General features: G+C 40.7%; 15 protein-coding genes. 12 read left to right on the forward strand and 3 right to left on the reverse strand.

Annotation, left to right across the window (positions count from 1 at the left end):
- Nucleotides 1-117 precede the first annotated feature (117 nt).
- From D0T66_RS00195 to D0T66_RS00240, 10 genes are all read left to right on the forward strand, one after another.
- Nucleotides 118-1,008 (forward strand): AraC family transcriptional regulator, encoded by an 891-nt coding sequence (locus D0T66_RS00195; RefSeq protein ID WP_163355019.1) that lies wholly within the window; start codon nt 118-120, stop codon nt 1,006-1,008.
- 749 nt (nt 1,009-1,757) lie between these two features.
- On the forward strand, nt 1,758-4,814 hold the full coding sequence (locus D0T66_RS00200) for a TonB-dependent receptor (RefSeq protein WP_163355020.1): 3,057 nt from the start codon (nt 1,758-1,760) through the stop codon (nt 4,812-4,814).
- Between the two features lie 39 nt (nt 4,815-4,853).
- A complete protein-coding gene (locus D0T66_RS00205) occupies nt 4,854-6,488 on the forward strand; it encodes a RagB/SusD family nutrient uptake outer membrane protein (protein WP_163355021.1) in 1,635 nt (544 codons plus the stop codon).
- 62 nt (nt 6,489-6,550) lie between these two features.
- Nucleotides 6,551-8,065: a glycosyl hydrolase gene (locus D0T66_RS00210; protein ID WP_163355022.1), complete on the forward strand. Its 1,515-nt coding sequence runs from the start codon at nt 6,551-6,553 to the stop codon at nt 8,063-8,065.
- Nucleotides 8,066-8,077: 12 nt separating this feature from the next.
- Nucleotides 8,078-9,259: a pilus assembly protein N-terminal domain-containing protein gene (locus tag D0T66_RS00215; RefSeq protein WP_163355023.1), complete on the forward strand. Its 1,182-nt coding sequence runs from the start codon at nt 8,078-8,080 to the stop codon at nt 9,257-9,259.
- A gap of 130 nt (nt 9,260-9,389) precedes the next feature.
- On the forward strand, nt 9,390-10,604 hold the full coding sequence (locus D0T66_RS00220) for a glycosidase (protein WP_163355024.1): 1,215 nt from the start codon (nt 9,390-9,392) through the stop codon (nt 10,602-10,604).
- Nucleotides 10,605-10,612: 8 nt separating this feature from the next.
- Nucleotides 10,613-12,052, forward strand: a complete 1,440-nt coding sequence (locus D0T66_RS00225) for an MFS transporter (RefSeq protein ID WP_163355501.1) — start codon at nt 10,613-10,615, stop codon at nt 12,050-12,052.
- A 33-nt stretch (nt 12,053-12,085) separates the two neighbouring features.
- Nucleotides 12,086-13,984 carry a beta-galactosidase family protein gene (locus D0T66_RS00230; protein ID WP_163355025.1) on the forward strand — a complete coding sequence of 633 codons (1,899 nt, stop codon included), beginning with the start codon at nt 12,086-12,088 and terminating at the stop codon, nt 13,982-13,984.
- Between the two features lie 27 nt (nt 13,985-14,011).
- On the forward strand, nt 14,012-16,207 hold the full coding sequence (locus D0T66_RS00235) for an alpha-galactosidase (RefSeq protein WP_163355026.1): 2,196 nt from the start codon (nt 14,012-14,014) through the stop codon (nt 16,205-16,207).
- Between the two features lie 263 nt (nt 16,208-16,470).
- Nucleotides 16,471-19,134, forward strand: coding sequence for an AsmA family protein (locus D0T66_RS00240; protein ID WP_163355027.1), 2,664 nt, complete (start codon nt 16,471-16,473; stop codon nt 19,132-19,134).
- A 361-nt stretch (nt 19,135-19,495) separates the two neighbouring features.
- Here D0T66_RS00240 and yidD read toward each other — a convergent pair whose 3' ends face one another.
- Both yidD and rnpA read right to left on the reverse strand, forming a co-directional pair.
- The gene (gene yidD, locus D0T66_RS00245) at nt 19,496-19,717 is read right to left on the reverse strand and encodes a membrane protein insertion efficiency factor YidD (protein WP_163355028.1); all 222 of its coding nucleotides are present in this window, start codon (nt 19,715-19,717) and stop codon (nt 19,496-19,498) included.
- Nucleotides 19,714-20,112 (reverse strand): ribonuclease P protein component, encoded by a 399-nt coding sequence (rnpA, locus tag D0T66_RS00250; RefSeq protein WP_163355029.1) that lies wholly within the window; start codon nt 20,110-20,112, stop codon nt 19,714-19,716. The genes yidD and rnpA overlap by 4 nt, the downstream gene beginning before the upstream one ends.
- 159 nt (nt 20,113-20,271) lie before the next feature.
- Between rnpA and D0T66_RS00255 the strand changes: the two genes are divergently transcribed.
- Together D0T66_RS00255 and D0T66_RS00260 are read left to right on the forward strand one after the other, a co-directional pair.
- Nucleotides 20,272-20,847, forward strand: a complete 576-nt coding sequence (locus D0T66_RS00255) for an NfeD family protein (protein ID WP_163355030.1) — start codon at nt 20,272-20,274, stop codon at nt 20,845-20,847.
- Nucleotides 20,848-20,893: 46 nt separating this feature from the next.
- Nucleotides 20,894-22,471, forward strand: coding sequence for a flotillin family protein (locus D0T66_RS00260; RefSeq protein WP_370520756.1), 1,578 nt, complete (start codon nt 20,894-20,896; stop codon nt 22,469-22,471).
- 69 nt (nt 22,472-22,540) lie between these two features.
- Here D0T66_RS00260 and D0T66_RS00265 read toward each other — a convergent pair whose 3' ends face one another.
- Nucleotides 22,541-22,852, reverse strand: coding sequence for a hypothetical protein (locus D0T66_RS00265; protein WP_163354982.1), 312 nt, complete (start codon nt 22,850-22,852; stop codon nt 22,541-22,543).
- Between the last annotated feature and the right edge of the window lie 94 nt (nt 22,853-22,946).

Genomic DNA, 22,946 nt, shown 5'->3' on the forward strand with positions numbered 1-22,946 from the left:
ATAGACTTCATTATCGATAGCAATTATATTACTATCCAACCTTGTGGCAATATATATTACGAATAAGTTTATTATATTTGTATTATATATAATAATTACTTATACTTTCTTGTCAATATGAAACAGCATCGATTAGTAATTCATGAGGTAACTCCATTGTCGGAAAAAGATTGCTTTTATATAGCAGATAGGCGCAAGACTGAATTTACTTACCCTATCCATAGCCATTCGGAATTTGAATTGAATTTTGCTTTGAATGCAGCCGGAGTGAGGCGAATTGTTGGAGATTCGATCGAATTGATTGGAGATTACGATCTTGTGCTTATTACCGGTGATAATCTTGAACATGTATGGGAGCATAATCAGTGTGTTTCTAAGGATATAAGGGAGATTACCGTGCAATTCTCTCCTGATTTGTTTTCTGATATCTTTTTTAAGAAAAAACAATTCTCATCTATTCTGCATATGTTCGAGCTGGCACAGAAAGGGCTTGCATTTCCTACCGAAGCGATAATGAAGGTTTTTTATTTGTTAGATAATCTGGCTTCCGGGCAACAAGGATTTTATGCTGTAATGAAATTTCTGACTATTCTTTACGAATTGTCTCTTTTTACAAACGATGCCAGAGTTTTATCCAGTTCTTCCTTTGCTAAGGTTGATTTGACGACGGATAGCAGGCGGATAAGAAAAGTTCAGGAATATATAAATGAGAATTATAAGGAAAATATTAAGCTTGGTCAGTTGGCTGAAATAATAGGCTTAACGCCTGTCTCTTTCAGTCGTTTTTTTAAGCTTCACACTGGAAAGAGTCCGGTTGATTATATCATAGAGACACGTCTCGGCCATGCTGCGCGTTTGTTAGTCGATTCTTCCAAATCGGTAGCCGAAATATGTTTTGAATGCGGATTTAATAATATATCAAACTTTAATCGTATTTTCCGGAAGAGTAAAAGTTGTACGCCAAAAGAGTTTCGTGAGAATTATAAAAAAAGAATGGTATTAGTGTGACGTGTGCGTATCTCATTTTTCTATGCGAAATATTCAGGTTATAGAATAATGATAAAATCGTATCGCTTTTTAATAAAACTGTTTTTCTTTTTTGAAGGGGTGTTTTGTTTTTGATATTGTAATATGTTGTTATATAGTGTTTTGTTTTATTTGGTGTATAGGGTGTGGATTGATTGGTGATGGTAAAATTGTATCGGTTTTCTGAATGATATATTCTAAATGATGTAGCTTTATTTCATATTTTACTTTTGACCTTTGTGAAAGGAAAATAATGCTTCTATAGTCAGGTTTGTGGGTGTGTGTAAAATCTGTTATATATAGAATCTGCCAATATTTATATGCTACAAATTTGATGTGCATACTTTATTTTGATGATAAAGTATTGTTATATGATAAAATAGTATTTGTTATTCTTTTTCGTTGTACATATTTTTGTTATGTGGGATCTTGAAAATATTCGATTCCATATTTATATACTGAACAATGTGAAGAGATAAGAAACAGCCGAGAATAAATATACTATTGATAATTAATAAAATAAAACTAATACCAATGGAATAGAAACATCATTGTTGTTCGACAAAAATAAAAGAAACAAATATGAAATGGACTTGGATATATGTGATGATGAATACATGAAATAACACTGCAATTATGCCGATGCTTTCAGTTTGACCATATATCTAAAAATAGTAGAATTAATTAATTTCAGAACGATTTTGTAATCCTATTTGAAAAATCTGATATATATGAAAAGAAAAATTTACACTTTACTTCTATTTTTTTGCATGCTTCCAATATCATTGTTGGCTCAAGACATATCGATATTGGGAACAGTAACAGAAGCTTCTACAATGGAACCTTTACTTGGAGCTACGGTTCGGATAAAGGGAAAAAATGCTGGTACATTTACTGATATAGATGGAAAATATTCTATCGAAGCAAAGCAAGGGGATATACTTGTCTTCTCGCTCGTAGGGATGAAATCTGTCGAAAGGACAGTAAATGGCAGTGGCCCGATAGATGTTGCTATGGACAATGACAATACGATGTTGGATCAAGTTGTTGTTATTGGTTATGGTACAGTCAAAAAAAGCCACCTGTCGGGGGCAGTAAATTCATTAACTGCAAAAGAACTGAATGGTCAGGTTGCCAGCAATGCGGCTGTTGCCTTGCAAGGTAAAATACCCGGCGTGTCAGTTTCCAGTACCAGTGGAGATCCTAATTCCAAAATGAGTATCAACGTCAGGGGAATCAGTTCATTGTCTAACAATGATCCACTTTACGTAATCGATGGTGCTATCGGCGATATCAGCATCGTAGACCCTACCGACATCGAATCGATAGAAATATTGAAAGATGCAGCATCTGCTGCAATCTATGGCTTTCGTGCTGCCGGAGGTGTAATCCTTATTTCGACCAAAAGTGGCCGTAAGGAAACGCCTACTAAACTGGATTTGAACATCTTTACCGGATTCAGCAGCATGAACAAGAAGCTGAAAGTGTTTAATGGAGAGGAATACAGCCGTTTTGCACGTTACTATAATTTGCCTGCCGATGGTTACGGAGCCGAGGCCGGAGCAGTACCTTTTGTAGGTAAGGGAACAGACTGGCAGGATGTGATGTATAACACAGCTATGATATATAAAGCAAATATCAATCTCTCGGGAGGTTCATCAACTTCTACCTATAATTTTTCGGCAGGTTACCTCAATAAAGAAGGTATACTAAGAAATACGGATCATGAGTCATATAATGTCCGCCTGAAAAACGATTTCTCGTTGTTAAATAACCGTTTGACAATAGGCGAAACAATGATTGTACGGATGTCTAAAGGGCATGGAAATGTTAGCGAAACCTCTACCTTGGGTATTCTTCAATATCCTTCCGTATTGCCTGTATTTGATGCTACTAATATGAATGGTTATGCTACTTCTAAAGATCTGAATTCACCAAATCCATATGGAGAAGCCTATCTGTTCGATCGCCGTACGCAAGATACCGAGTTCTTCATGAATGCTTATGCACAGGCTGAAATTATCGAAGGCTTGAAATATAAATTTAGTGTAGGAGTTCGTCGTAATTATGGCAAACAACGTTATTATACACATGCTTATGATTTGGGGACATATGGTAAAAATGAAAGGCCGGATTTGGCTGAAGCCTCTTCAAATTACCAATCGTGGTTATTAGAAAACACGTTGAATTATGAACGTACATTCGGTTTGCATGACCTCACGGCTATGGTAGGTTATTCGGCACAGAAAGATAAATTCTGGGGAATGACAGGCTCAAACTCCGATATACCTGAATATATAGGAGTTATGCCCGGAACGGGAAGCTCGATAGAAGCGACAAGTTACATTAATCAATTGTCATTGATTTCGCAATTTGCTCGCGTAATGTACTCATTCGACAATCGTTACCTCTTATCGACATCTATTCGTCGTGATGGTTCATCCCGTTTTGCAAACGGACATAAATTCGGATGTTTCCCGTCGGTATCGGCAGGATGGAATATTCACGAAGAAAGCTTCTTCTCGCCATTAAGAAATACTGTAGACCAATTGAAATTGCGTTTGAGTTATGGGGTACTGGGTAACCAGGAAATGGAGCCTTTCTACCCGACACAAGGTGTAGTAGCTGATAATATGAATTACCTGCAAGGTGGTAAAATATGGTTCGGACAATTACCGTATGTAAGGCCTGTTTCGCCAGCCAATCTGAAATGGGAAAAATCCGAAACTTACAACTTGGGGCTTGATCTGAACTTATGGAATGGAGCTTTGAGCCTAACTGCCGATGCATATATAAAGAATACCAACGATGTGTTGCTTCCTGTGCCTTTTGCTCCATCATCAGGTATCGAAGGGTATGCTATCCAGAATGTAGGACAGGTACGTAATACAGGTATCGAGCTGGCTATCAATCATCGCGGAAAGATAGGAAAAGAGTTCAATTATTATGTTGGTGGTAATATTACTACAGGAAAAAATAAGGTGACAAAAGTGACTCTTGACAATGGAAGCCTGAACGTTGTTGGATACAAAGCCCATGGAGCAGCAGAACAAGGTATCACCTTGTTTTCGAAAGGTCACCCGATAGGATTCTTTAACCTTATCGAAACAGATGGTATTTTCCGTAGTCAGGAAGAAATTGATAATCACCGGGATAAAAATGGAAAACTAATTCAACCCGGAGCGCAAGTAGGGGATGTACGCTATAAAGATCATAATGGCGACGGAGTGATAAATACCGACGACCAGCATGAGGTAGGCAGCCCATTCCCTGATATGACTTTCGGCCTTCGTTTAGGCGGTGACTGGAAAGGGATAGATTTCAACCTATTCTTTGATGGCATGACTGGCAACGATATATATAACTATCCACGCTACGTACTCGAATCGAGCAATTACAACGGAAACCATAGCACAAGGTTAGCTAATTCATGGAGGCCTGATAATCAGAATACTAATATTCCTCGTTTCTCGAAAGTGGATGGAGTAGACAACGGTTGGGCATACACCGACCGATGGTTAGAAGACGGATCGTATTTACGCCTCAAAACATTGGATATTGGTTATAGCTTACCTGCAAAATGGTTGAAGTCTATAAAATTGGAACATGTCAGGGTTTATACTTCTATGGAAAATCTTTTCACCTTGACAAAATACTCTGGTTATTCACCTGACTTAGGCGAAAGTGAACATCTCAATGTATCGTATCGTGTTCTGTCACGGGGAGTTGATGAAGGACGCTATCCTCAGCAACGTACTATCTCGTTTGGCATTCAGGTGAAATTATAATATTTAACATAAAGTATATACTTAAAAGATATAATATATATGAAAAGAAATAAATGGTTAGCATATATATGTACGTTGTTCCTGCTTTGTTGCATGTCAACAGCGTGCAGTGAGTCCGATTTCCTCGATCTGAAAGACGATAATCACTTCACCGAGGATAACTTCTGGAAAGATAAAGCAGATGCCGAAAGTGCACTGGCAGCAACCTATTCGCCGATAAAATTCCAGATGGACGGATATTACGGAGCCTTTGACGGATGGCTGAACCTCAATAGCCGTGGTGATGATATCTTTACTGTAGTAGGTGAAGAAGTCGCTATGTGGCAGATTGCAACATTCCAGAATTCACCATCGAGCGGGCGCGATCCATACGGTTATCTTTATACCGGAATACAGCGTGCCAATGTTTTGCTGGCTAATATAGACAAAATTCCGGCATCGAAGATTAGCGACGACGAACGTTCGATGATCAAGAGTGAGGCCTATTGCCTCCGGGGATTCCAATATTATCTGTTGGTGACAAACTACGGACAAGTGCCTTTACGCACAATCCCATCCAACGAAGATAGCCCGGAAAAAGCTCCGGAATCGTTAGAAAATTTGTGGCTGCATATAGAATCTGATTTCAAAGCCGCTATTGCCGGTGAACTACCTGTTACCCGTCCTGAATCGGAAAGAGGACGTATAGAAAAAGGTACGGCAATTGCAATGCTCGGAAAAGCTTATGCCGCGCAACATAAATACCAAGAAGCTAAAGATGTGTTGGAACCTTTGCTTAGCGCGCCTTATACCTACGGATTAATGGCGAATTATGCCGACAATTTTACCAATGTTTACGAAAATAACAAAGAATCGTTGTTCGAACTGCAATACAGCTCCGATGGTTCGGATACATGGGGTAACGAAGACGGTATCAAACTGGGTAGTTCTATACCTCAGTTTATTGGGCCTGTAGCCTCAAACGGATGGGCGAAATTGATGCCTTCTACCTATGTGGTATCTCAATTTGTACAGGAGCTTCGCCCTTCAGGATCAGACACTAAATTCGATAAACGCATGTATGCATCTTTCTTCTTCGATCCGCAGACTTACGGCGATGTAGTGCCTAACGAAAAGTGGTATGGAAACAGCCATTCGATGGACGACCTTTGGACTGGCAATGCGGCTAAAATGGCAGGAGGAGCACCGGCTTTCAATGTGAACGGTACACCAGGGAAGTTCTTGTTGAAAAAATATACGGCATATTACGTAAATGACGCGAGTGCAGATAATATGAAGAATATAGAAGGAAAATCTAACAATGTCAGAGTATTACGCTTTGCCGAAGTGTTGTTGCTTTATGCCGAAGCTTGTGCCAAAACAAATGATGTGGGTGGAGCAAATTATGCCTTAGGACTGATTCGCGAACGTGCGGGATTAGCAGCTAAAACATTTACTCAAGCTCAATTGATGGCCGAAATAGAACACCAGAACCTATTGGAGTTCTTTGGTGAAGGACATCGTTTCGATGACCTGAAGCGCTGGTACTCATACGCTGAAATTCAACAAATATTCAGGAATAATTCAAAACAGGGCGCTGAGAATTTTAAAGAAAAGCACCTGTATTATCCTATTCCTGTAAGCGAATTGAGAGATAATAAAGGAATGGTTCAAAATCCATTATGGACAAATTAACATAGATAGTTATCGTATAAGACGATGCCATAAATAAATAATAACCAAATATAATAATGAACATGAAAAAGATATATACTATACTGCTATTAGCATGTATTTGCTGGGCTTACTCCTGCAATGACGGGAGCCTGAGTCATGGGGATGTAAACATCCCCGATCCGGTGGAAGAGAATGACGAAGATGATGGAATATCTTCGGAGCCAACGACAACAGCCGTCATAAAGCTTCTACCCGGAGATAGCCATAAGCATCAGGTGATAGATGGATTTGGATGTAGCTTTGCCGGATGGGCGAATGTAACATATTTGCGTTTCGACCGCGAAACGATGATAGAAGATCTTTTCGGGGAGAACGGGCTACGCCTGAATATCTGCCGTGGTGCGGTATACGAACATTATACCGATATTACAACTTTTGGTATGGATCGTGAATATAATATGCAACCCGACCATCCGAGCCTGCTCAATACTTGGTACACTGACAATCAGGGTAGCCAGACTAACCAGTTGGCGCAAATGTGGATCACCGATCATATGCTGAGGAAATATAAAAATGTGAAATTTATATTTTCTACCTGGAGTCCTCCTACTCAATGGAAATCAGGGTCAAGTGTAAATAATACAAAATTCCCGGAAATAGCGGATTATCTTGTTGATTTTATGAAAGCCTATACCGGAAAATTCGATATGGATATCTATGCTATTTCGCCAACGAACGAACCTCTGACAGGAGGAACAGGATGGGGTGGTTGTAGATGGACAGAAGCTGATTTAGCTAACTTCTGCCATAACTACCTGAGACCGACTATGGATCAAAACGGTTTCGGCGATGTCAAACTTATATTGGGTGAGCATCCGTGGTGGAAAAATGGTGTAACATACCTAAATAAAATGTTGGATAACCAACCGGATCTTGTAGATGATAATGTTATTGCAGCGGCACATGGTTATAGCACTACTGACGAGAATATTATTCCTTGCCCAAGATATGAAAATGAAGGTGTTCCTATCTGGCAAACTGAAGTGAGCGATGATAGAAGACGAGACGAGAGCTGGAATGATGCCATGAAATGGGCTAAGACTATTAATACTTACTTTACGGTGGCCAATACGAATGCATTTCTTTGGTGGGCAGGTGGCCGTAGTTGTTCAAGTACAGGTGAAAACTTGCTTCAATTCAATGATGACTCGTATCCGAGCAGTGGATATTACAAAGTAAACCGCTATTATACTTTGGGACATTTTAGCCGCTATATACCGGTAGGAAGCCATCGTGTAGATGTGGAAGCAATACCAACGCTTGAAGATCCGATTCCGGCAGACCTTCATATGTCAGCATATGTGAAAGATAATACATACACAATCGTTTTAGTCAATTATTCTCAGAGCGAATCATTTAGCGCATTACTGGAGGTAGAAGGGGAAGAATACCAAAACATGGTGTCTTATACATCTGATGACAGCAAAAAATGGTATCGCAAAAAATTGAATCCATCATTGAGTGGCTTGCGCTCGGTTACAGTACCTTCATATAGTGTGGTTACTATTACAGGAAAATTGAAAACAACAGAATAAAAACAATTTAACATGAAAAGAAATATAATATACCTTATAGGGTTCATATTGATTGGAACATCATTTATGAGCTGCGATAGCGATGATGATAAGAAATATTCGGATTTGGTATTAGATACCGAACTCTTGACTATCGACCTCGATAATTCTACCGAAGGGAATATCCACATAGTACAAGGTAATGGCAACTACAAACTTACTTTATCTAATGACAGAGTTGCAACAGTAGCTCTCGACAATAGTAATACTATCCGGATAACAGGACTTGAATCCGGTAAGACGGAGTTGACTATTACCGACTGGGCTAAGAAAACGACACAGGCACAAATTGTCGTGAAAAAGTTAGAAGAATTGCTATTGGATAAGAGCGAAGTACGTGTTGTTACAGGCGAAACGGCTTCAGCAGGAGTTTATTCCGGCAATGGAGAGTATACAATCACTTCGTCGGACGAATCGATAGCGAAAGCGACAATAGATGAGGATGGAAATATATCTATCGAAGGGGTAGCCAGAGGAACAGCTGATATCGAAGTAGTCGATGCCAAAGGCAAAACCGCTACAATCGAAGTGAAAGTGAGAAAACCGCTGGTAATCAGTCAGACAGAAGATGTTCCTTTTTTAGTTTTAGGCGAAACATTAGAAGTAGACATATTGGACGGTAATGGAGGATACTCTATTTCTGCAAGTTCTACGTACTATCTGAATGTGACCCTTACCGGAACAAAAGCATTCATAAGAGGGAACCGTTATGGTAAATCCAATGCTACCTTTACTATCAAGGATGCGGAAGACAATTCTGTGAGTATTCGGGTAATGTTTATCGATGATCCTTACCTGAACGACCTTCAGAAATATAGGTATTTTGTAGATGAAAATACTCCTACTCAAACAGCTACCGGAGCTGGGGATATTGCTCATTCGCCTGAATTTAACCTATCTCAGATTTATGCAAAAAGTTCCAAAACATCAAGCTATGCCAGTGGTTTTGGAGTCCGTTTCTCCGGCGATCTTACGGTAGGTTCTAAGGATAATGCATTCTGGTTCAGGATTAGTTCGAACAGAATAGATGAATCTTCTTTGAAACCTGTAACAGACTTACGCATCGATAAGGTGGATAATGGATGGTACTGGGTTAGTTTTATGACAGAAGGTAAATCGTTGAGATCGTATATTGTCACAAAGAAGACAACTTAGAGTTGGTTTTTAGGATGAAAGAAATAGCTCCCCGAAGAAAGAGTTATATCTCTGTAATTGAGGGAGCTATGCTTTTTAAGTAGAAATGAATAAGATCACTTGTATCAATCAGCATAATTAGATAGAATAGATGAGTGAAATTTTTAAAGAACGTCTTAAAGTAGTAACGGCAGAATATGAACGGTTGGTAGCACTAAGGAACGAACCGGTGCTATCAGGAAACGGCATATTCGAACGATACAAAAACCCGATACTGACGGCAGCCCATACTCCTGTCTTTTGGAGGTATGATATGTCGCCGGAAACGAATCCATATTTTATGGAACGTTTCGGAATAAATGGAACCTTCAATGCAGGAGCCATAAAATGGAACGGAAAATATTTGATGGTTGTACGGGTAGAAGGAAATGACCGTAAATCTTTTTTCGCCATAGCCGAAAGTCCTAACGGAATAGATAATTTCCGCTTTTGGGACTATCCGCTTGTAATGCCCGAGACAGACAATCCGGATATCAATGTATATGATATGCGCCTCACCGCACATGAGGACGGATGGGTGTACGGCATATTCTGTTCCGAGCGGAAAGACCCCAATGCACCTGCCGGAGATATGTCTTCCGCTGTGGCATCGGCAGGGATTGCCCGCACCAAGGATCTCATCCATTGGGAGCGTCTCCCTGATTTGCGGACAAAAAGCCAACAGCGTAATGTCGTACTTCACCCCGAATTTGTGCAGGGCAAATATGCCCTATATACACGTCCGCAAGACGATTTTATCGTTGCCGGAAGTGGTGGTGGCATTGGCTGGGCACTGATAGATGATATTAAAAAAGCGGAAGTAAAGGATGAAAAAATCATTAATTTCCGCCGCTATCATACAATCAAGGAATTGAAAAACGGCGAAGGCCCGCATCCTATAAAAACACCTAAAGGATGGTTACATTTGGCACATGGTGTTCGGATGTGTGCTGCCGGATTAAGATATGTTTTGTATCTTTACGTAACCGACTTGGAACAGCCTGATAAACTCATCGCCGAACCGGCAGGGCATTTGATGGCTCCATCGGGAGAAGAGCGGACAGGAGATGTATCGAACGTCTTGTTTACCAATGGTTGGATAGCTGATGACGATGGCACGGTATATCTTTACTATGCATCGTGCGATACGCGGATGCATGTTGCTGTATCTTCCATAGATCGCTTGCTCGATTATTGTTTCAATACACCACCTGACGGTTACCGTTCTGCTACGTCGGTGCAGAGACTGACAGCACTAATCGATAAAAACCTGAAATCAAAAGAGGCTCCATCTGTAGCTTATGAAATGCTAAATAGTACAACGTAATAAATATGATGAATACCAATAAAGTCACCTTAAAAGAAAAAATCGGATATGGCTTTGGCGATATGGCATCGTCTATGTTCTGGAAGATATTCGGGATGTATTCGTTGTTTTTCTACACAGATGTCTTCGGCATAACGGCTGCTGCTGCCGGAACGATGTTTCTCGTGGCACGCGTATGGGATTCTTTCTTCGACTTGTTTGTAGGCATCCTTTCCGATCGCACCAAAACACGATGGGGCAAATACCGCCCCTATATCATGTGGTTTGCCATTCCTTTTTCGGTAATGGGGGTGATAACATTCTTTGTGCCGGACTTTGATGCAACAGGCAAATTGGTATACGCCTATATCACCTATTCGTTGATGATGATTGTCTACTCCCTTATCAATGTGCCATATGCATCATTGTTGGGTGTAATGTCTCCCGATCCACAGGAACGTAATGTACTTTCTTCATACCGGATGTCTTTTGCCTTTATCGGTAGTTTTATTGCTTTTATGTTGTTGCAACCGCTGATTGATGGATATGCAAAAGCTTTCGGTGCAGATGGAATACAGATTCAGGAAACGATAGAGAAAGTTGCCGAAACTACAGTCAGCACCTCACCCATCGGTTGGACATTAGGGGTAGCTACTATCGGAATCATCTGTACTGTGTTGTTTTTTATCTGTTTTAAATGGACGCGCGAGCGTGTAGAACCCGTAAACGAAATAGAGAACACCTCCGTAAAACAGGATTTAAAGAATCTCTTTCGCAATGCGCCATGGTGGATATTGGTCGCTACAGGACTGGCAGCCTTATTGTTCAATGCCGTCCGCGATGGGGTAGCTATTTATTATTTCCGCGATTATGTGCAAGTGGCATATAAAATGCCGTTCACAGGGTGGGATATGACTACCATTTATTTTCTGGTAGGACAAGCCGCCAATCTTGTTGGCGTCGTGCTTGCCCCTACTTTGTCAGCCAGATATGGAAAACGGAAAACCTATATGATTGCCATGATATTGGCTGCTGCTCTTAGTATTGTGTTCTTCTTTATCCCGAATCAACTGGAATGGATATTGTTGTTGCAAATATTGATATCATTGTGTGCGGGATATGTATTACCTTTACTGTGGAGTATGTTCTCTGATATAGTTGATTTTCAGGAGTTAAAAACGAACCGCCGGACGTCAGGACTGATATTCTCGTCTTCGTCGATGTCTCAGAAACTGGGTTGGGCTTTAGGCTCTGCGCTTACGGGTTGGATACTATTCTTGTTCAAATACAATCCCGAGATTGCCAGACAAAGTCTCGAGACTGTTTTCGGCGAACGCCTGATGATAAGTATAATACCGGCAGTTTGTTGTATTCTGGCCTTTATAGGCATGGCATTCTATCCGCTGACCGAGAAGAAAGTGAAAGAAGTAACAGCCGAATTGGAGAAACGGAGAATGAAAAAAGACTAAATCGTTGATTATAATCAAATTAAAATAAGCGAAATGACTAAGAAAATTTGTGCAATCTTCTTAATGCTATTATTTATAGTTCCTCTTTCGGTGCAGGCACAGCAACATTCTTTCGAAATAAAGAATGGAGATTTTGTATCCGATGGCAAGCCCGTCAGGGTTCTGTCAGGAGAGATGCATTATCCGCGTATACCTCATCAATATTGGCGTCATCGTATGCAAATGCTGAAAGCCATGGGGTTGAATGCTGTTGCTACCTATGTGTTTTGGAATATACACGAACCTGAACCCGGAGAGTGGGATTTTGAAGGAGATAAAAATTTAGCGGAATATATCAGGATAGCCGGAGAAGAAGGCTTAATGGTCATTCTTCGCCCCGGACCTTATGTTTGTGCCGAATGGGAGTTCGGTGGATACCCTTGGTGGCTTCAGAACGTCGAAGGGCTTGAGCTGAGGCGCGATAACGAGCAATTTCTGAAATATACTCAATTATATATCGATAGGTTATATCAAGAAGTGGGCGATTTGCAGATAACAAAGGGAGGGCCTATTATTATGGTGCAAGCAGAGAACGAATTCGGTTCTTATGTCTCTCAACGCAAGGATATTCCATTGGAGGAACACCGTAGATACAATGCAAAGATTGTGCAACAATTGAAAGATGCGGGATTTGATGCTCCTATGTTTACCTCGGACGGAAGCTGGCTTTTCGAAGGTGGCTCAGTACCGGGGGCTTTGCCTACAGCAAATGGCGAAAGTAATATTGATAATCTAAAGAAAGTTGTAGACGAATATAACGGAGGAGAAGGGCCTTATATGGTAGCTGAGTTCTATTCGGGCTGGCTGGCTCACTGGCTTGAGCCTCATCCTCAGGTAAGCGCTACAAGTACCGCCCGGCAAACAGAAAAATATTTGCAGAATAATGTGTCATTCAACTACTATATGGCGCATGGCGGAACTAATTTTGGTTTTACCAGCGGAGCCAATAATGATAAGACACATGGTATTCAGCCGGATCTGACGAGCTATGACTACGATGCTCCCGTTAGCGAAGCCGGATGGGTTACCCCGAAATTCGATTCTATCCGTAATGTAATCCAGCAATACGTCGATTATCCTTTGCCTGATGCGCCGGAGGCAATGCCTGTGATAGAGATAGCTGCAATAGAATTAGATAAGATAGCCATATTGGATACGGAAAATCTGCCGAAAGTGCAGAGCGATAAACCTTTGACATTCGAACAGCTAAATCAAGGTTATGGATACGTTTTATATCGGAAACATTTTAACCAACCGATAAGCGGAACATTAGAAGTTAAAGGATTACGGGATTATGCATTGGTTTATGCAGATGGAGAAAAAGCCGGAGAGCTGAACCGGTATTTCAATAACTATACGATGGATATTGATATTCCTTTTAATAGTACGCTGGAGATTTTTGTGGAAAACATGGGAAGAATCAATTATGGTACTGAGATTGTCCGCAATACCAAAGGTATTATCAGTCCTGTTACAATAAATGATATGGTGATAGAAGGCGGATGGGAAATGATTCAATTCCCAATGGATAAAGCTCCCGATTTTGAAGAAATGAATAAAAATTGCGTTTATGATAATACCGAAACGGTTGCTCTTTCATTGATCGGGCGTCCAGCCTTGTATAAAGCCTCGTTTAATCTTTCGGAGACAGGAGATACATTTCTCGACATGGAAGATTGGGGCAAAGGCATTGTATTTATAAATGGAAAAAACATCGGACGTTATTGGTCACTTGGTCCGCAACAAACATTATACATCCCCGGATGCTGGCTAAATGAGGGAGAGAATGAAATAATCATATTCGAACAACAACATGATAAGCCTCATTCATCCGTGAATACAACAAAAATCCCTGTATTGACAACGCTTAAAAAGCTATCGACAACTGAGTAACCCTAATTTTTAATAAAGCATATTGTAATGAAAAATATCTCAATTTTATTTCTATTGTTTATTGCGTCATGGTTGAATATGAATGCGCAACAAACTGTTATTAGAATTTCGACCGACGAAACAGATTTAATCCTGAAAACAGCGCCTAACAATCGGCTATATCAGGCATATCTGGGCGAAAAGCTCCTGAATGAATCGGATGTACAATTACTACCCCATTATATTGCCCATCCGGCTTCCGATGGCTCTGTAACTCCGCGTGGTTGGGAAGTATATCCGGCATCGGGAGCTGAAGATTTTTTTGAGCCGGCATTTGCTGTACAGCACAATGATGGCAATATGACATCGATACTCTATTATAAGTCGCATGAAGTGAAAAATATCGATGGAAATGCGAAAGAGACTATAATCAGAATGGCAGATAATGTATATCCTGTAGAAGTAACCATTCACTACATGTCTTTTGCCAAAGAAAATGTTATTAAATCATGGACAGAGATAAAGCATAATGAAAAGAAGCCTGTAAAGATAAGCCAATATGCATCGGCTATGCTATATTTCGAAAGTCCTCAATATTATCTGAACGAATATAGTGGCGATTGGGCTAAAGAAGCACAATTGAGTACACAGGAACTCCGATTCGGGAAGAAAACGATAGATACCAAGTTGGGTTCGCGTGCAGCAATGCATGCCTATCCTTTTTTCCAGTTAGGTTTAGGTCAGGAAGTGCAGGAAAACCAGGGAAAAGTATTGGCTGGGACTATCGGCTGGACAGGTAATTTCCGTTTTACTTTCGAGGTAGACAATGTGAATAATCTACGTGTTATTTCGGGCATTAATCCGTATGCATCTACTTACGAGCTGAAACCGAATGAAGTGTTCAAAACACCCGAATTTATTTATACATTGAGCTATAATGGTGTTGGCAAAGCCAGCCGGAACTTGCATCAATGGGCAATGAATTATCAGCTGAAAGACGGAAAAGGTGATCGCCTCACATTACTCAATAACTGGGAGTCGACAGCATTCAATTTTGACGAAAAGATATTGGGCGAGTTAATGTATGAAGCCAAAGAGCTTGGCGTAGAGATGTTCTTGCTTGACGATGGCTGGTTTGGCAATAAATATCCGAGAGCAAACGACCAAGCGGGGTTAGGAGACTGGGAAGTGATGCATAGTAAATTGCCTAATGGCATACCCGGATTGGTGAAAGCTGCTAAGAATGCCGGAGTGAAATTTGGCCTTTGGGTAGAACCGGAAATGGTCAATCCAAAGAGTGAATTGTTCGAAAAACATCCCGAATGGGCGATACATCTTCCTAACAGAGAACTTTATTATTACCGTAATCAATTGGTATTAGACCTCAGTAATCCGCAGGTACAGGACTATGCGTTCGGCGTCGTAGATAAAATACTGAAAGAGAACCCCGATATTGCTTATCTGAAATGGGATTGCAACAGCCCGATAACAAATATCTATTCTCCTTATCTGAAAGAAAAACAAAATCATCTGTATATAAACCATGTACGTGGATTATACAACATCCTGGAACGGGTAACAAATAAATATCCGCATGTGGAAATGATGATGTGCTCGGGTGGGGGAGGCCGCTGCGATTACGAAGGATTGAAATATTTCAGCGAATTCTGGTGTAGTGACAATACCGATCCTGTAGACCGTTTGTATATACAATGGAACTTTTCGCAGTTCTTCCCTATTAAGTCTATGGCAGCTCATGTAACCAGCTGGAATAAATCGGCAAGTATCAAATTCCGTACGGATGTAGCGATGATGTGTAAGTTAGGTTTTGATATCAGCCTCAAAGAGTTGTCTGATGACGAAAGAGAATTCTGTAAACAAGCTGTGAAGAATTATAACTCATTGAAAGACGTAATTCTGAACGGTAACTTCTATCGCTTGGTTTCTCCATACGAAAGCGAACATACTTCTGTAATGCATGTCAGCCAGAATAAAAATAAGGCGGTAGTATATGCTTATGATATCTTCCCGTTGTTTGGAGACAAACGATATCCAATAAAGCTTCAGGGCCTTGATCCGACGAAGAAGTATAAAGTAGAAGAGATAAACCTGATGCCGGGAGCATCCTCCCGTTTATCAGAAAACGGAAATATATATACGGGAGACTACCTGATGAAAATCGGCCTCGATGCTTTCACTTCGTCAAGAATGAATAGTAAAGTTATTGAGCTTACGGCACAATAAAGGTACGGATAGCCCAAAATATCTATAAATAATCCCTGTAAATGTGTAATTTGCAGGGATTGTTCTTTTAGAATGCTCAAAGAAGTAATGTTTTTAGTTTATACTGCTACAAAAGATTTATTAGTTAAAAAAAACTATAAATAGGCTCTAATAAATACTAATTTGCCTAACTTTCGGCCTTGTTTGAGCGTTGATTATAAGAAAACAAACTTTAGCTGTTATAATAAGCTGAAAAAAGAAATAAAAACTAATTAACTATTTGTATGAAAAAAGTACTTAAAATTGTAGGTATTGTGCTTGGAGTCATCATATTGCTGATGATTCTCGTGCCAATACTTTTTAAAGGTAAAATTAAAGAAGCTGTGGTGAATGCAGCAAATGACAACCTGAACGCAAAAGTTGAAATCAGCGACTTCGGGTTGAATTTGTTTTCGAACTTTCCGGATGCTACATTGTCACTCGATGGTGTTTCGGTTGCGGGAATAGATGATTTTGAGAAAGATACCTTGTTGCAGGCCAAATCGTTGAGCGTGACAATCGATTTATTCAGCCTTTTCGGGGATAATTATAAGATTTCGAAGATAGATTTGGATAACGTTTCGTTGTATGCAAAAGTCCTTCCTGACGGACGGGCTAACTATTTCGAAATAATGAAAACGGATTCGACCGAAACAGCCACAGAAGAAGAATCCTCTGATACTCCTTTCAATTTGAGCTTGAAGAAGATTACAATCAAAAATTCGGATGTTGTCTATCAGAACGATTCGAGTAATATGAAAGTGTCGCTTATCGGTTGGAATGGTACTGTTTCGGGCGATTTTTCGGCAAGCGAAACGACCATCAATACCAACTCCGTAATAGATGCGATAACCTTTGCGATGGATGGCGTTCCTTATTTGAGCAAAGTGAAAGCTACGGCAGATGCTTCTGTCAAAGCTGATTTGGATAATATGAAATTCTCCTTTATAGAAAGTACATTGAAACTGAACGAATTGGCCGCTTCAATCGATGGTTCGGTTGCTATGATTGGCGAGGACTATGAAGGCATCGATTTCGATCTGAAATTGAATGCACCTGATACGCAATTCAAGGAGATATTATCCTTAGTTCCGGCAATGTATACGGCGGATTTCAAAGACGTGAAAACATCCGGTACGGCATCGCTCGATGCTTGGGTGAAAGGTTTGATGCAAGATGAGATTTATCCGGCCTTTGATGTGAAAATCAAGGTAGCCGATGCTATGTTCCAATACCCGTCTTTGCCTAAGTCTGTGACGAATATCAATATCAATGTGGATGTCAACAACAGCAAGCAAGGTTCGCTGGACAATATGATTGTGGATGTCAGCAAGTTCACGTTCAACCTCGGAGGCAATAATCCATTTGCGGGAGGTGTGAAAATTACGACACCGATGAGCGACCCTAATATTGCCGCTCATGCCAATGGAGCTATCGATTTGGGTATTGTGAAAGATGTATATCCATTTGAAGAGGGCATGGAACTGAATGGTAAAATTACTGCCGATATGAAGCTGGCTACGGCTATGTCATATATCGAGAAAGAACAGTATGAAAAGATTTCGGCAAGCGGTCATCTGGCGTTGAATAATATGTTGTTGAAATCGAACGATATGCCTGATGTACAGGTAAATGATGCGAAACTCGAATTTACGCCTAAGTATGTGGATCTTCCATCGCTGAATGTCAAGATAGGAAAGAACGATTTGTCAGCTAATGGCCGTCTCGAAAACTTTATCGCTTATGCCTTGAAAGACGAGACGTTGAAAGGTCAGTTGAATTTGAATTCGAATTATTTGAACCTGAACGATTTGATGGGCAGTGAAGAAGAAACTGCTGAAGATACAACCTCCACTTCGGACGAGCCGCTATTGCTGCCGAAGAATATAAACTTCGCCCTCAATGCTAACCTCAAGCAGGTGATATACGAAAAGATAAATATTACCAACCTCGTGGGGGCTATGAATATCAATAACGGTATTCTGAGCCTGAACAATGTAGCTGCGAATGCGCTGGGCGGTTCGGCTAAGATTACAGGTAAATATGATACATCGGACGGTAAAAATGCCAAAGCCGACTTCTCGCTTAACCTGAATTCAGTTTCTTTTGCCGAAACATTCAAGTCGGTGGAGACTATCCAGAAGTTAGCTCCTATATTCGAGAGTATGCAAGGTACTTATTCGATGAACCTTTCGTTCAATACGATGATGGGAAGCGTAGAGCAAATCTTGTCTCACCTTTCTGCTAACGGAGGCTTGTTAACGAATAATGTGAAAATAGAAAATGTAGGTGTATTGGATAAACTGGCCGAAGTGACGAAGAATGAAAGCCTGAAAACAATTGCACCGAAGAACCTGAATATTCCGTTTACTGTAAATGACGGCAGAATTGCAACTAAACCGTTCTCCTTTAGCTTTGGAGATTCGGGTGCAATGAAGCTGGAAGGAACGACAGGATTGGATCAGACAATCGACTACAAAGGTACGCTTACTTTACCGAAAGGATTATCTAATGATTATCTGAAAGATGTGCCTCTCACGATTGGTGGAACATTCACAAGCCCTAAAGTGGGTATAGATACTAAGAGCCTTGTATCGAATGCAGTAGGTACGGCAGCGGAGAAAATATTAGGAAGCTCTGTGCAGGAAAAGCTTGGTGAAGCCAAAACAGAACAAGCACAGAAACTAAGAGACGAAGCTAAGAAGGCCTCGGACAAACTGGTGGAGGCTGCTAAGGAGCAATCGGACAAATTGATTGAGAGTGCAGGTGACAACAAATTGAAACAGGCAGCTGCCAAAGTTGCCGGCGAAAAGCTGGTTAAAGAGGCTGAAAAGCAAGGACAGAAATTGATTGATGAAGCCGAAAAGAAAGCGGTAGAATTAGAAAGTGCCGGCGAAACGCAGAACTAAGCGTCAGCATGCTTAAATATAATGCAGGATGAGTCGAATGATTCATCCTGTTTCTATTTTATTGGGGCTTTGGTATAATCAGATTTATAGTGCTACAATCTTACAGGCAATTTCTTTACAACGTTCCATACAACCACCCATACCCATACTTGTAGTCTCTAATTGATATAAATGATTTGCAATTTTTATGGCATCTGCACCTTCCATTTTCAATTTTACAATGTACGGTACATACGATGAATATTCATCTCTGATACTTTCCGTGTTATTTACTCCAATCGGATCCCAGTTATACCAAAGTATCCGGTCTATCTTTTCATATAGTTGCGTGTAATGCCCTTTCATTAATCTTTATTGCTCTTTATGGTACGGGATCGTAACCGTCGCCACCCCACGGATGGCAGCGAAGAATACGTTTCAGCGCCAGCCAGAAACCCTTAAACGGACCATGCTTTTTCAGCGCTTCTATGGCATACTGCGAACAAGTCGGCGTATACCGGCAGGCTGGCGGAAGCAGGGGCGAGATAGCTCCTCGGTAGAAGTAAATAGGGATGAGCAGGATATATGTCAGTATTTTCTTCATCGGTTACTCAATTTTTCCGTTAACAGATGGAGTGCTTTTTGCATCGCTTTCTCTATCTCTGCATAGGCGAATAATTCGTCGCTGACATAGGTGAATGCTACATCTACCTGCTTGCCGATGGTCAACCGGTGCTTATTCAACCGGTATGCTTCCCGTATCCGGCGTTTAAGCAGGTTACGCTTAACGGCACGTTTGAATTTCCTTTTCGGTACACTAACCAATACTGATACCTTTTGCAAATCCTCCTCCTGCGATTTATCTATACAGAAAACAACCCGCAAAGGATAAGCTATAAACGACTCTCCTTCGCGAAAAAGCCTTTCGATACGCTTCTCCCCACAAAGTTTCTCATTTTTCGGGAAAGTATGTTGGATAATTGTTTTTTCGGAAGTCATTCGTTATAAAACCTTTATTCAAGACAAAGGTACATCTAAAAATCGAATCTTTGAATTATTGCTGTTTTTTTGTATAATATCTGTCTAAAAACTAATTAAAATATCAGAATTTTTATTAGATTTGTAGTAATGCATTAATTAATTTTAATACCGTAGCACATGAAAGAATTTTTTGCCAATATGGACACCGCACAACAGATATATTGGTATATAGCAATTGGGGCGAGTGTTATTTTTATCATTCAGACTGTTATGACTTTTGTCGGAGCAGACGCCGATGGTGGAGTAGATGCCGATTTTGATGGGAATCTGGACGGAGTGGAAGCACCTTTCCAATTATTCTCGTTGCGTAACCTGATAAACTTCCTGCTTGGTATGGGATGGACAGGGGCGTCGATGTATGGAACTTTCGATAATAAGATTTTATTAGGTGTTGTAGCCACGGTAATAGGACTTGTTTTTGTCGGTATTTTCTTTTTCATCATGCGGTCTTTTATGCGGTTAGCAGAGGACAACTCGTTTAAGATAGAAGATGCAGTAGGCAAAACCGGAGATGTATATACAACTGTACCTGCCAATAAAAACGGGAAAGGGAAGGTATTTGTCAGTGTAAAAGGTTCTACACGCGAATTGAGTGCAATAACATCCAATGAAGAAAATCTGACAGTAGGCACCTTGATTAAGGTAATCGGTCTGGAAGATGGAATATTGATAGTTCAGGCTTTAGAAAAATAAGTAAACACATAATATTAATTTTTTAATCTGTTATTCTGTTATGGAGATGTTTTTAGATAATCCTATTATTATTATCATTGTAGCGGCCGTTGTTGTTTGCGCGTTGATTGCTGCTCTCGCGGCACGCTACAAGCGTTGTCCGTCGGATAAGATACTTGTTGTATATGGTAAGACCGGAGGCGCATCCGCCCGTTGTATTCACGGGGGAGGTTCGTTTATCTGGCCGGTAATACAAGACTTTGCTTATCTGGATTTGAAGCCTATCTCAATCGAGGCTAACCTGACCAGCGCATTGAGTAAGCAAAACATCCGTGTGGATGTACCATGTCGTTTTACGATTGCTATTTCGACAGAGAAAGAGAACATGAACAATGCCGCTGAGCGTTTGCTCGGTTTGACTACTGCTCAGATTCAGGAATTGGCGAAGGATATCCTTTTCGGACAGTTGCGTCTTGTTATCGCAACCATGATGATTGAGGAAATCAACTCCGACCGCGACAAATTCCTCGACAATATCTCTAAGAACGTCGATACGGAACTTCGCAAAATCGGTTTGAAGCTGATAAACGTGAACGTTACCGATATCAACGACGAATCGGGTTATATCGATGCCCTCGGTAAGGAAGCTGCTGCCAAAGCTATCAATGAGGCGAAGGTAAGTGTGGCTGAACAAGAAAAAATGGGGGAAACCGGTAAGGCTATGGCTGACCGTGAGCGTGATGTGAAGATTGCGGAAACTAACCGTGACCGTGACGTGAAGATTGCCATTACACAGAAAGACAGAGAAGTAAGCATTGCCGGAGCCATAAGAGACGAATCCATCGGTAAGGCAGAGGCTGAAAGAGATACCCGTGTGAAGACTTCGGAAGCGAATGCGATAGCAGTTGAAGGGGAGAATGAGGCGAAAATTACCATTGCCAAATCGGATGCTACAAGACGTGAGAAAGAAGCGGAAGCTTTGCGTGTAGCTGTATCTTCTGAAAAGGTACAACAGGCGAAAGCATTGGAAGAAGCTTATCAGGCTGAACAAAAAGCCGAATTAGCGCGTTCGGAAAGAGAACGTTCTACGCAGATTGCCAACGTTGTCGTTCCTGCCGAAATTGAGAAGCAAAAAGCCATCATCGAAGCACAGGCGGTTGCCGAGCGTACACGTGAGCAAGCACGAGGAGAGGCTGATGCGATATATGCTAAGATGGAAGCAGAGGCGAAAGGTCTCTACGAAATATTGACTAAACAGGCTTCGGGTTACAAAGATGTGGTTAATGCCGCTCATGGTGATACGACTGCTGCATACCAGTTGTTGCTCATCGAGAAGTTGCCTGAATTGGTTAGAACGCAGGTTGAAGCTATCAAGAACCTTAAAATCGATAAGATTACTGTTTGGGATTCTGCAAATGGTGGTTCTTCTAATGGTCAGACATCGACAGCCAATTTCTTGTCGGGTTTGATGAAATCTGTTCCACCGTTGAATGAATTGTTCAATATGGCGGGAATGAATCTTCCTAACTTCCTGAAAGGTGAAGCAATGAATGATGACGAAAAGGTTACTATTCCATTGAAGCCTGTAGAGGAAAAGGAGAAAAAGGCTGAAAAGAAGAAGCCTACAAGTGATGAGTCTAAATAATAGATAACGCTAAATAGAAAATGTTCCGACTGAAAAGCCGGAACATTTTTGTTTAAATACATTCGTTGATTAATGCTTTTTCTCTTCGAAGAACTCGGCTGCTTTTTGACTTATGTCGTGAGCGCTTTTACGCGCTTTACTTACGGCCGAGTCGATGGCTTCTGATATTTTTTCTGTATACGGTTGGGCTTTCTCATTTACCTTGTTCGGTATATCCTTGAGCATTTGCGTGAGATCTTCATATTTGTCTTTAACAAATTTACCCCAGTCGACTTTCATGTTCTCTTTGTCCATGAAATCTTTTATAGTGATAATGGCTTTAATGGCCTGCTCTTGGGTCAATCCGGCTTCCTTTTCTAATCTTTTGATTAAATTTTCCATATTCTTTTCCTCCTGTTTAATTAGATGCTTATTTATATAGGTATAACATCCAATCGTAAATATTGATTAGAGGAATAGAAATAAAAATGCTTAA

This window comes from Dysgonomonas sp. 25, from assembly GCF_010501075.1.
Classification (GTDB): Bacteria; Bacteroidota; Bacteroidia; order Bacteroidales; family Dysgonomonadaceae; genus Dysgonomonas.